This window comes from Streptomyces sp. NPDC058751, assembly GCF_042746485.1.
Lineage (GTDB): Bacteria > Actinomycetota > Actinomycetes > Streptomycetales > Streptomycetaceae > Streptomyces.
Window position 1 is genome coordinate 160921 of record NZ_JBHYPZ010000015.1, and the last position, 11416, is coordinate 172336.

Annotated in this window: 9 protein-coding genes; 4 read left to right on the forward strand and 5 right to left on the reverse strand. The window is 72.6% G+C overall.

The features are described 5' to 3' along the window. Window positions 1-116: 116 nt before the first annotated feature. Window positions 117-968, reverse strand: coding sequence for a LuxR C-terminal-related transcriptional regulator (locus ACFW6B_RS16670; RefSeq protein ID WP_386596512.1), 852 nt, complete (start codon window positions 966-968; stop codon window positions 117-119). A gap of 100 nt (window positions 969-1068) precedes the next feature. Between ACFW6B_RS16670 and ACFW6B_RS16675 the strand changes: the two genes are divergently transcribed. Further along, the gene (locus tag ACFW6B_RS16675) at window positions 1069-2748 is read left to right on the forward strand and encodes an AMP-binding protein (protein ID WP_386596514.1); all 1680 of its coding nucleotides are present in this window, start codon (window positions 1069-1071) and stop codon (window positions 2746-2748) included. After that, window positions 2745-4352 carry an AMP-binding protein gene (locus ACFW6B_RS16680; protein ID WP_386596516.1) on the forward strand — a complete coding sequence of 536 codons (1608 nt, stop codon included), beginning with the start codon at window positions 2745-2747 and terminating at the stop codon, window positions 4350-4352. The genes ACFW6B_RS16675 and ACFW6B_RS16680 overlap by 4 nt, the downstream gene beginning before the upstream one ends. 31 nt (window positions 4353-4383) lie before the next feature. On the opposite strand, the gene ACFW6B_RS16685 is transcribed toward ACFW6B_RS16680, so the two are convergent. Next, window positions 4384-5256, reverse strand: a complete 873-nt coding sequence (locus ACFW6B_RS16685; protein ID WP_386596518.1) for a hypothetical protein — start codon at window positions 5254-5256, stop codon at window positions 4384-4386. A gap of 215 nt (window positions 5257-5471) precedes the next feature. Here ACFW6B_RS16685 and gcl point away from each other — a divergent pair, with 215 nt between their 5' ends. Together gcl and ACFW6B_RS16695 are read left to right on the forward strand one after the other, a co-directional pair. Further along, window positions 5472-7256 carry a glyoxylate carboligase gene (gene gcl / locus ACFW6B_RS16690; protein WP_386596520.1) on the forward strand — a complete coding sequence of 595 codons (1785 nt, stop codon included), beginning with the start codon at window positions 5472-5474 and terminating at the stop codon, window positions 7254-7256. Window positions 7257-7380: 124 nt separating this feature from the next. Next, complete coding sequence (locus tag ACFW6B_RS16695) at window positions 7381-8289, forward strand: alpha/beta fold hydrolase (RefSeq protein WP_386596522.1); 909 nt, start codon at window positions 7381-7383, stop codon at window positions 8287-8289. A 349-nt stretch (window positions 8290-8638) separates the two neighbouring features. On the opposite strand, the gene ACFW6B_RS16700 is transcribed toward ACFW6B_RS16695, so the two are convergent. From ACFW6B_RS16700 to ACFW6B_RS16710, 3 genes are all read right to left on the reverse strand, one after another. Then, window positions 8639-8887 carry a hypothetical protein gene (locus ACFW6B_RS16700; protein ID WP_386596524.1) on the reverse strand — a complete coding sequence of 83 codons (249 nt, stop codon included), beginning with the start codon at window positions 8885-8887 and terminating at the stop codon, window positions 8639-8641. A 186-nt stretch (window positions 8888-9073) separates the two neighbouring features. After that, on the reverse strand, window positions 9074-9967 hold the full coding sequence (locus tag ACFW6B_RS16705; protein WP_386596526.1) for a 2-hydroxy-3-oxopropionate reductase: 894 nt from the start codon (window positions 9965-9967) through the stop codon (window positions 9074-9076). A gap of 45 nt (window positions 9968-10012) precedes the next feature. Continuing rightward, entirely contained in the window at window positions 10013-10852 is an 840-nt protein-coding gene (locus ACFW6B_RS16710) for a TIM barrel protein (protein ID WP_386596530.1), read from the reverse strand. Window positions 10853-11416 lie beyond the last annotated feature (564 nt).

Consider the following 11416-nt stretch of genomic DNA (forward strand, 5'->3'; position numbering starts at 1 on the left):
AGGCAGTGTCTCTGCGAATTTCGGACAGTCCGGATGGTGAGGGAAATAACAGATGGTTCGCATACGTCATTTCACGGTCCGGACGATTGAATGGAAGGTGCCGTGGCGGCCGGTCCCTATGGCAGCACCCCGGCCCTGCGTGCGGCGACGACCGCCTCCAGACGAGTGTGCGCGCCCAGCCTGCGCATCGCCGAACGCAGATACCCCTTCACGGTCTCCGGACGGAGCCCGAGCCGCTCGGCGGCGGCCGCGTTGGTCGCCCCCGCCGCGACGCAGGCGAGGACGTCCACCTCGCGCGGAGCCAGCCCGACGGGGTGCGCGGCCTTCCCGGTCGGCGCCGCCGCGTCGGCCAGCCGGCCGCACGCGGAGAGCAGCTCGGCCCGCAGCCGCGGGTCGGTGATCCGCGGCGCCAGCGCCCGCAGTGTCCCATGTGCCTCGCGCACCTCCTCCCAGGCGGCGTCCCCCGCCGCCCCGGGCGCCGGGCCGGGCTCGCGGACGACGCCGAGCAGATCGTGCGCCGCGTCCCGGACGGCCAGCTCCTGTTCCACGTCCCGGGCCGCGGCGACGGCCGCTCCCAGCGTGCGGTCGCCCAGCGGCTGTGCCGTCCGCAGGGCGCCGTACAGCACACCGCGCACCCGGCGCCGTACGACGACGGGAACCGCGAGGACCGAACACAGCCCCTCCGTCGCCACCGCCACGTCGTACTCGTGGCTGATCTGCCGCGAGGCGGGATAGTCGCTCACCGCGCAGGGCCGGGCGAGGGCCACCGCCTTGCCGCCCAGACCGTTGCCCGACGAGACCGCGAGCGCGCTCAGCGCGGGCGTCGCCGTACCGCTCAGCTCGCTGATGCGCACCTGCCGTCCACCGGGGTCGACCAGGCCGCCGAAGGCCACCGGCAGCCCCGTGGCACGCCGCAGCCGCACCAGTGCCGCGCGCACTTCCACCGACCCGGCCGTGTCCGCTGCCACCTGCTCGTCCCTTCGTCGCGGGTACCCCCGTTCGGGGGTGGTGAGACCTGCATCACGGAATACACGATGGTAGGCGGCGGTCCGGCAACGAGGAGGACACATGACGGCGACGACGGGCAGGGCGGGGGAGTTCCGTGCCGCACGGGACTTCCTGCTGGAGCACCGCGCGGATTACACCACGGCGTACGAGGGCTTCAGCTGGCCCCGCCCGGAGCACTTCAACTGGGCCCTCGACTGGTTCGACGTCATCGCGCGGGACAACGACCGCACCGCCCTGCACATCGTGGAGGAGGACGGCGGACGTGTCGAGGTCTCCTTCGCCGAGATGTCCGAGCGCTCCGACCGGGTGGCCAACTGGCTGCGGGACCGGGGGGTGGGCGCCGAGGACCGCGTCCTCGTCATGCTCGGCAACCAGGCCGAGCTGTGGGAGACGGCCCTGGCCGCGATGAAGCTGCGTGCCGTCGTCATCCCGGCCACCCCGCTGCTCGGCCCCGCCGACCTGGCGGACCGGATCGAACGCGGCCGGGTGCGGCACGTCGTCGCGCGGGCGGAGGACACCGCGAAGTTCGACGCCGTGCCGGGGGACTACACCCGTATCGCCGTCGGTGCCGCGCGCTCCGGCTGGCACGCGTACGGGGAGACGGCCGGCGTCGACGCCGTCTTCGAGCCCGACGGGCCCACCCACGCGGACGACCCCCTGATGCTCTACTTCACCTCGGGCACCACCGCCCGGCCCAAGCTCGTGGAGCACACCCACGTCTCGTACCCGATCGGTCACCTGGCCACCATGTACTGGATCGGGCTGAAGCCCGGGGACGTCCACCTGAACATCTCCTCGCCCGGCTGGGCCAAGCACGCCTGGTCGAACCTCTTCGCGCCGTGGAACGCGGAGGCGACCGTCTTCCTGTACAACTACACGCGCTTCGACGCGGGCCGTCTGATGGCCGAGATGGACCGGGCCGGGGTGACCACCTTCTGCGCCCCGCCCACCGTGTGGCGCATGCTCATCCAGGCCGACCTGGGCCTGCTGCGGACCCCGCCGCGCGAGGTCGTCGCCGCGGGCGAGCCGCTGAACCCCGAGGTCATCGAGCAGGTCAGGCGCGCCTGGGGTGTCACCATCCGGGACGGCTTCGGGCAGACGGAGACCGCCGTCCAGGTGTCCAACAGTCCGGGCCAGCCGCTCAAGACCGGCTCCATGGGCCGTCCCGGCCCCGGTTTCCGCGTCGAACTGCTCGATCCCGTCACGGGCGCGCCCGGCGCCACGGAGGGCGAGATCTGCCTCGACCTGTCCGAGCGCCCGGTGGGCCTGATGACCGGCTACCACGGCGACCCCGACCGCACGGCGGAGGCGATGGCGGGCGGCTACTACCGCACCGGGGACATCGGCTCCCGCGACGCCGACGGCTACATCACCTACGTCGGCCGCGCCGACGACGTCTTCAAGGCCTCCGACTACAAGATCTCGCCCTTCGAGCTGGAGAGCGCGCTCCTGGAGCACGAGGCGGTCGCCGAGGCCGCCGTGGTCCCGGCCCCCGACGAACTGCGCCTCGCCGTCCCGAAGGCGTACGTCGTCCTCGCCGCCGGGTACGAGCCCGGACCGGACACCGCCAAGCTCCTCTTCGAGCACGTGCGCACGGTGCTCTCCCCGTACAAGCGCATCCGCCGCATCGAGTTCGGCGAGCTGCCCAAGACCGTCTCCGGCAAGATCCGCCGGATCGAGCTGCGCGAGGCCACGGCCGCCGGCTCGGACGCCGAGTACCGCGAGGAGGACTTCCGGTGACCGAATTCTCGTACGCGCACGGGACGGGCGGCACGGCGCTGCTCGGCGACACCATCGGGGCCAACCTCGACCGGGCCGTCGCCGCCTGGCCGGAGCGTGAGGCGCTGGTCGACGTACCCTCGGGCCGTCGCTGGACGTACGCGCGGTTCGGCGCGGCCGTGGACGAGCTGGCGTGCGCGCTGCTCGCCTCCGGAGTCGCCAAGGGCGACCGGGTGGGCATCTGGGCGGTCAACTGCCCGGAGTGGGTGCTCGTCCAGTACGCCACCGCCCGCATCGGCGCGATCATGGTGAACATCAACCCGGCCTACCGCACCCACGAGGTCGAGTACGTCCTGAACCAGGCCGGGATCTCGCTGCTGTTCGCCTCGCTGAGCCACAAGACCAGCGACTACCGGACGATGGTCGAGGAAGTGCGGGGAAGATGCCCGGAGTTGAGGGAGGCCGTCTACATCGGCGACCCGGGCTGGGACGCGCTGCTGCGGCGCGGGACCCCGGACCTGTACGAGGCACTGCACGTCCGCGCGGGCGAACTGTCCTGCGACGACCCCATCAACATCCAGTACACCTCGGGCACGACGGGCTTCCCCAAGGGGGCCACGCTCTCCCACCACAACATCCTCAACAACGGTTATTCCGTTGGCGAGTTGATCGACTACTCCGAGCAGGACCGGGTCTGCATCCCCGTGCCCTTTTATCACTGTTTCGGCATGGTCATGGGGAATTTGGCCGCCACCTCGCACGGCGCGTGCATGGTGATCCCGGCCCCGTCGTTCGACCCGGCGGCGACGCTGCGGGCCGTGCAGCAGGAGCGGTGCACCTCCCTCTACGGCGTGCCCACCATGTTCATCGCCGAGCTGAACCTCCCCGACTTCGCGGAGTACGACCTGTCCTCCCTGCGCACCGGCATCATGGCGGGCTCGCCCTGCCCGGTCGAGGTGATGAAACGGGTGGTCGCCGAGATGCACATGGAGGAGGTCTCCATCTGCTACGGCATGACGGAGACCTCGCCCGTCTCCCTCCAGACCCGCCGGGACGACGACCTCGAACACCGCACGGGCACGGTCGGCCGGGTCCTGCCGCACCTGGAGGTCAAGGTCGTCGACCCGGTGGACGGGGTGACCCGGCCGCGCGGCACCGCGGGGGAGCTGTGCACCCGCGGCTACAGCGTGATGCTCGGCTACTGGAACGAGCCGGAGAAGACCGCCGAGGCCGTCGACGCGGGGCGCTGGATGCACACGGGCGACCTCGCCGTGATGCGCGAGGACGGGTACGTCGAGATCGTCGGCCGCATCAAGGACATGATCATCCGGGGCGGCGAGAACATCTACCCGCGCGAGATCGAGGAGTTCCTGTACGCCCATCCGAAGATCGCCGACGTCCAGGTGGTCGGCATCCCCCACGAACGCTACGGCGAGGAGGTGCTCGCCTGCGTCATCCCGCGCGATCCGGCCGACCCCCTCACGCTGGACGAGCTGCGCGCCTTCTGCGAGGGCAGGCTCGCGCACTACAAGATCCCCAGCAGGCTGCGCGTCCTGGAGACCTTCCCGATGACGGTCTCGGGGAAGGTCCGGAAGGTCGAACTGCGGGAGACGTACGCCGAATAGGGGCCCGGGGCCCGGGGCCCGTGCCCGGTGGTCAGTCCGTGTCCGGTGGCCGGTCCGTGACGGCGACGAGTGCGTCGGCCGGGCTGTTCACCGGCCGGGGAGCGCCCGTGCGGTCCAGGACGAAGAGGGGGACGCCGAGGGCGTCGGCGCGGGCGCGGGCGTCCTCGGCGTACCCGGCCAGGGAGAAGAACACGCAGTTCGCCGACTCCGTCATGGCGGTCAGCCACAGGCACTCCACGTCGCGCAGCGTGGCCGGCCGCGCGGTGGGATCCACCTGCGCCAGGATGCCGCGGGCGGCGAGCCCGATCCCGGACGTGGGCCGCTGGTCGGCGCGCCGGATGTCGCGGTAGCCGAGCCGGCCCAGGCACAGCGCGGCGGCGGTGACGGCGTCGCGCGCGGTACGGATGGTGACCGGCCGGAGCGCCGGCCGTCCCTCCGCCGCACCCTCACGCGGGCCCCGCCCGCCACCGGACCCGGCCTCCCGGGTCCCGCCCGGGAGGCCCTCCGTGCCGGCGTCTCCGGCGTCCCCGGTGTCTCGTGCCGGGGCATCGGCGTCGGCCCTGTCCCGCGCGGGCTCCGCCGGGCGGGCGCCGGGCGCCGCGCCGGCCGTCCGCAGCGGGATGCGCAGCGTCGTCCCGCAGGGACAGCCCAGCTCGGGCCGGGGCCACTGGCTCTCGCGGCCGCAGGCGCCGCACCGGACCGTCGTCCATTCGTCGTCCCACGCACGGTGGGTGACGGGGCTCGCCTCCGCGAGGGGGTCGATCGGGGCCGTCACGGGCGATCCGCACGCGCAGGGGTAGGACGGTGCCGCGTACAGGTGCTCGCGACGGCAGGCCGGACACCGCACCGGCACGCTCTCGGCCATGGACCGCTCCAGGAACTCACGTCGGGTCAGCGCGTCCATCGTCCTCCTCCGGGCGGCGTCCGGCAGCGAAACGCCGCGACGCGCGAAGGTCCGCTCCGGCGCGCCGCCCACCCTTGACGCTCCCCGCCCCGGCACCTACATTGCTTCCAGATAGCAGAAGTAAGTTTCCGCAATGCGGAATTGAAAAGGGAATCCGCGGCTCTCCGCGGGGCGCGACGGGAGCGCGAGTCCGACGGCCGAAGCAGGAGTACTCCATGGCTCGTATGACCGCTGCCCGCGCGGCAGTCGAGATCCTCAAGCGCGAGGGCGTCACCGACGCGTTCGGCGTTCCGGGCGCGGCGATCAACCCCTTCTACGCGGCGCTCAAGGCGTCCGGCGGGATCAGCCACACCCTCGCCCGTCATGTCGAGGGCGCCTCGCACATGGCGGAGGGCTACACCCGCACCTGTGCCGGCAACATCGGTGTCTGCGTGGGGACTTCGGGTCCCGCCGGAACCGACATGATCACCGGTCTGTACTCCGCGAGCGGAGACTCGGTCCCGATCCTGTGCATCACCGGACAGGCGCCGACCGCGGTGATCCACAAGGAGGACTTCCAGGCCGTCGACATCGCCTCGATCGCGCGCCCGGTGACCAAGACGGCCGTCACCGTGCTGGAGGCCGCGCAGGTCCCCGGCGTCTTCCAGCAGGCGTTCCACCTCATGCGCTCCGGGCGCCCCGGGCCCGTCCTGATCGACCTGCCCGTGGACGTGCAGCTCACCGAGATCGAGTTCGACCCCGCGACGTACGAGCCGTTGCCCGCGTACAGGCCCGCCGCGACCCGCGCCCAGATCGAGAAGGCGTTCGGGCTGCTGGACGCCTCCGAACGCCCGCTGATCGTGGCCGGCGGCGGGATCGTCAACGCCGACGCAGCCGAACTCCTCGTCGAGTTCGCCGAGTTGACGGGGGTCCCGGTCGTGCCGACGCTCATGGGCTGGGGCGTGCTGCCCGACGGCCACGAGCTCAACGCGGGCATGGTGGGCCTGCAGACCTCGCACCGCTACGGCAACGCCACCTTCCTGGAGTCCGACTTCGTCCTCGGCATCGGGAACCGCTGGGCCAACCGCCACACCGGCGACCTGGACGTCTACACGGCCGGCCGGACCTTCGTGCACGTCGACGTCGAACCCACCCAGCTCGGACGGATCTTCGCCCCCGACTTCGGCATCGCCTCCGACGCCGGGGCCGCCCTGGAGCTCTTCGTCGAGGCGGCGAGGGAGCGGAAGGCCGCGGGCGCGCTGCCCGACCGCTCCGCTTGGGCCGCCTCGGCGCAGGAGAAACGGGCCACCCTCCAGCGCCGGACGCACTTCGACGACATCCCGATCAAACCGCAGCGCGTCTACGAGGAGATGAACAAGGCCTTCGGTCCCGAGACCCGGTACGTCTCCACCATCGGCCTCTCCCAGATAGCCGGCGCCCAGATGCTGCACGTCCACCGGCCGCGCCACTGGATCAACTGCGGCCAGGCGGGCCCGCTCGGCTGGACCGTCCCGGCCGCGCTCGGCGTAGCCAGGGCCGACCCCGGCGCCCAGGTCGTCGCCCTCTCCGGCGACTACGACTTCCAGTTCATGATCGAGGAACTGGCCGTCGGAGCCCAGCACAGGATCCCGTACGTCCACGTCCTGCTGAACAACGCCTACCTGGGCCTGATCCGGCAGGCGCAGCTCGCACTGGACATCGACTTCCAGGTCAACCTGGAGTTCGAGAACATCAACTCCCCGGAACTCGGCGTCTACGGCGTCGACCACGTCAAGGTCGTCGAGGGCCTCGGCTGCAAGGCGATCCGGGTCACCGACCCCGGCGAACTCGGCGCCGCCTTCGAGCGGGCCAAGAAGCTCGCCGCCGAGTTCCAGGTCCCCGTCGTCGTCGAGGCGATCCTGGAGCGCGTCACCAACATCGCCATGAGCAGGACGAACGACATCGGCGACGTGGTCGAGTTCGAGGAGGTCGCGACCGAGCCGGGCCACGCGCCCACCTCGATCAGGCCCCTGGAGGTCTGACGCGGCCGTCCGTCCGCGGACCCGGCCGGGCGGGCCTCCGGGTGACGGACCGGCCGGGCCCCCAAGTGACGGACCGTCCGGGCGCGTTGTTCCCAGGAGCGGACGCGTCCGGCATGCTCGCCCCATGCGGATGACCGTCCCCACCCCCCTCGGCGACATCGCCGTACGCCTCCTCGACCCCCTGCCCGGCGCCCGGCCGGCGGGGGCCCCGGACCCGTCCGACGCTCCCGCACTGCTGCTCCTGCACGCCAGCCCCGGGGACGGCCGCGACTTCGACGCCGTGCTGCCGGCCCTCGCCGACCGGTACCGCACGTTCGTCCTCGACTGGCCCGGGTACGGCGACTCGACCGCCCCGGAACCCGGGCGGATCACTCCCGAGGGCCTGGTGGAGGTCGCGGAGCGGGTGATCGACGCGCTCGCCGACGAGCAGGGCGTGCGGGAGGTCGCGGTGCTCGGCAACAGCGTCGGAGGCTATGTCGCCTGCCGTCTCGCCGAGGGGCCCCACGCCGCGTCGGTCACCGCGCTCGTCCTGGTCGACCCGGCGGGGTTCACCCGGCACACCGCGCTCACCCGCTGGTTCTGCCGCGAGGTGATGGGCCGCCCCGCCCGCGCCCGCAGGCTCGTCGTCCCGCTGGCCCGCGCCTATCTGGGCCGGCTGGGCACCCCGAGCGCCCGGGAGACGTACGCCCGGGCGCGCCGGCTGCCGCACGACGAGCGGAGGCTGGCGGTGCACTGCGCGCTCTGGCGCGGACTCGCCGCCCCGGACTTCGGCCTCGCGGACCCCGCCGCCCTGAGCCAGCCGATCCTGCTCCTGTGGGGGAACCGCGACCCCGTCGTCCCCGCCCTGCTCGACGGCCGCCGTGCCCGGCGCGTGCTCCCCGCGGGGACGCTGAGCGTCCGGCTGCCCACGGCCCACGAGCCGTACAACGAGCGGCCGGGTCTCTTCCTGCGGCACGTCCTGCCGTTCCTGGCGAACCCGCGGGCGGTCACCGTACACAGCCCCAGGACCCCCAGCCGGTCCCGCCGCCGGTGAAGCCGGCGCCGTCCCGCCGCATGATCCGAACGACGGGTCCCGGGGCAGGCGCGGCAGCGGCGCGGCGGCCGGGGCACCGCCCCGACCGCCGCGCTTCTGCTCATGGTGCTACCCCCGTGCCCCCGTGCTCCCCCCGTTCGGGACCCGCCGCCCCCGTGCCGGCGGGACCCCGTGTGCCGAGGATGTGCCTGATCCGGCGGCAGGTGAAGCCCCCGAGGCGGGGTTCAGAGGTTGATTTGAGGGTTCCGTAGGCGTTCTACGCCCGGTTGCGTACGCCCCGAAGGCCCTTCGCCGCCCGGCGCGGCGACCCGGCCGGGGCGCCGGACGCGCGGTCCGGGGCGCGCGGCCCTCATCCGTCCGTGTGCCCCGTGTGTTCCGAGTGCTCGGAGAGGCCGGGCCAGTCGTCCGGACCGCCGCCCTGCCACTCGATGATGTTGCTCTCCTCGACCTCGATCACGTCGAGGTCGACGTCCGCCTGGCGCAGGATCTCGACCACGTCGTCGAGGTGGTACGCGATGCCGAGCGCCCTGTCGCCCTCGGTGACCCGCCGCGAGCCGTCCAGCCCCGGCGTGTGCACCACGATCCTGGGGAATTCCATGCCGTCAGCCTCCATGGTCCAAGGCTGCTGGCCGCGGCCGGAATCCGCACCCGGAGCAGGCCCCGCGGTCCGGTACTCCCTTTCCGGGAGCCCGTCCCGACGGACGCGGATCCGGGTCGCGGCGGCGCCCGGGCGCGACAGGACAGATGTCGGCGCCGCCGCGGCCCGGACGTTCGGGGCGCCCGGTCAGACCCGGGCGCCGGAGAGCCGTTCGACCGCGCGCAGCAGCGCGGAGTGGTCCAGGCCGCCGTCGCCCTGCGCGCGCAGGCTGGCGACGAGCTGGGCGACCACGGCCCCCACGGGCAGCGCGGCGCCCACGGCGCGGGCGGCGTCCGTGACGATGCCCATGTCCTTGTGGTGCAGGTCGACGCGGAAGCCCGGCTCGAAGGCGCGGTTCAGGAAGTTGTCCTTCTTGCGCGCCAGCACGGTGGAGCCCGCGAGGCCGCCGCCGAGGACGTCGAGCGCGGCCCCCAGGTCCACGCCGGAACGCTCCAGGAAGACCACGGCCTCGGCGCACGCCTGGATGTTCACGGCGACGATCAGCTGGTTGGCCGCCTTCACCGTCTGGCCCGAGCCGTGCGGACCGCACAGCACGACGGTCCTGCCGAGCGCCTCGAACAGGGGCATCGCCTCGTCGAAGGCGGCCCGCTCACCGCCGACCATGATCGACAGCACGGCCTCGACCGCCCCGGCCTCGCCGCCGGACACCGGGGCGTCCAGGACGCGGACGCCCTTCTCGGCCCCGGCCTTCGCGAGGTCCACCGAGGTCTGCGGGGTGATCGAGGACATGTCGATCAGCAGCGCGCCCGGCCGTACGTTCTCCAGGATGCCGTCGGGGCCGTACGCGACGGCCTCGACCTGCGGGGAGGCGGGCACCATCGTGATCACCACGTCGGCGTCCCGCACGGCCTCGGCGACCGAGGCGGCGGCGGTGCCGCCCGCGGCGGACAGACGCTCCAGCTTGTCCCGCTCCAGCGTGTGGCCGGTGACGTCGTACCCGGCCCCGATCAGGTTCTCCGACATGGGCGAGCCCATGATGCCGAGACCGATCCACGCCACCTTGGGGAGGTCGTCGCTCATGAGGGTGCCTCTCTGCAGACTCCGCTGCGTCATCGGGGGCGCGGATCAGCGGGCGGCCCGGGCCCCGGCGGGCAGCCAGTCGAACGCCGACGCGCTCGGCCGGTCGCCCGGCTTGTACTCCAGGCCGACCCGGCCCGTGTAACCGGCCTCGGAGAGCCGGTCGAGGAGCGCTTCGAGGGGGAGCGCCCCGGTGCCCGGTGCGCCGCGGCCGGGGCTGTCGGCGATCTGCACGTGGCCGGTCCGGCCGGCGTGGGCGGCGATCACCCGCGGAAGGTCCTCGCCGTTCATGGCGAGGTGGTAGAGGTCCATGAGGAACCGGGTGTTGCCGAGGCCGGTCGCCGCGTTGACCTTGTCGACGACGGCGACGGCCGCCGCGGCGCTCACCAGCGGATAGTCCGGTGACTCCCGCGCGTTGAGGGCCTCGACGAGGAGGACCGCGCCGACCCTGTCCGCGGCCCGTGCCGCGAGGACCAGGTTCTCCAGCGCGAGCGCGTCCTGCTCGTCCGGGTCCACGCCGGCGACGCGGTTGCCGTACAGGGCGTTGAGCGCCGTGCAGCCCAGCGACCCGGCGAACTCGGCGGCCACGTCGATGTTGGCGCGGAACCTCGCGGACTCCTCGCCGGGCAGGGACAGGGCGCCCCGGTCCGGACCGGGAAGCCGCCCGGCGTAGAGGTTCAGCCCGGTCAGGCGGACACCGGCGGCCTCGACCGCCGTCCTCAGGGCGTCGAGCTCGGACCGCCCGGGAGCGGGCGAGCCGGTCCAGGGCCACCACAGCTCGACCGCCGTGAAACCCGCCGCCGCGGCGGCCGCCGGACGCTCCAGGAGCGGGAGTTCCGTGAAGAGGATCGACAGGTTGACGGCGAAGCGCTGGTCCGCGAATCCCATGGGGCGGTGCTCCCTTCCGTAGGGGCGGCCGTGCTGTCGGCCGGGCCGGTCGCCGGGGTTCTCCGTGGCGCGCCGGCCGCGATTTCGTATTCCGTATTGCGGAAAGTTTTTTCTGTCCAATGGAATGCTGTCGCCGGGGCGCAAGGGTTGTCAAGGGGGTGGCGGAAAGCCGGGACCGTGGCCCGCTCCCGTCGCAGGGGGCTTGCCGGGGCGTCCGTGGCGGGCAGTAGGTTGAGCCCGTGCGATTGAGAGTGGAGTCCTGTGGCGTGGCTCTGACCTGTGCGAACGCGCACTGACTTGCCCTGACCTGCGGAAATGCTCCTCGCTCGTTTGCGTTGCTTCGCAGTGTTTTCCGGGTGTGTGCCCTGCAGTAGGCAGTCGCAGTAGCCCTCGGCTCGATCTGGGAAAGCGGAGCCTGTGAACCGTTCCGGGTTCGGTAGGGGCTCGATCGTTTGAGAGCCGAAACGGCCTAGGGTCCGTCTTCAAACGGATCTTGCCCAGAGTAGGAATGACGCGAGATTGACCGCTGCCTCGTAGGAGGTGGCGGTCTTGTCATATCTGGTG

Bases quoted from the DNA above. Each gene is read 5' to 3' on its own strand.
- ACFW6B_RS16675 (WP_386596514.1), top strand. From the start codon at position 1,069: ATGACGGCGACGACGGGCAGGGCGGGGGAGTTCCGTGCCGCACGGGAC.
- ACFW6B_RS16685 (WP_386596518.1), bottom strand. From the start codon at position 5,256: ATGGACGCGCTGACCCGACGTGAGTTCCTGGAGCGGTCCATGGCCGAG.
- gcl (WP_386596520.1), top strand. From the start codon at position 5,472: ATGGCTCGTATGACCGCTGCCCGCGCGGCAGTCGAGATCCTCAAGCGC.
- ACFW6B_RS16695 (WP_386596522.1), top strand. From the start codon at position 7,381: ATGCGGATGACCGTCCCCACCCCCCTCGGCGACATCGCCGTACGCCTC.
- ACFW6B_RS16700 (WP_386596524.1), bottom strand. From the start codon at position 8,887: ATGGAATTCCCCAGGATCGTGGTGCACACGCCGGGGCTGGACGGCTCG.
- ACFW6B_RS16705 (WP_386596526.1), bottom strand. From the start codon at position 9,967: ATGAGCGACGACCTCCCCAAGGTGGCGTGGATCGGTCTCGGCATCATG.
- ACFW6B_RS16710 (WP_386596530.1), bottom strand. From the start codon at position 10,852: ATGGGATTCGCGGACCAGCGCTTCGCCGTCAACCTGTCGATCCTCTTC.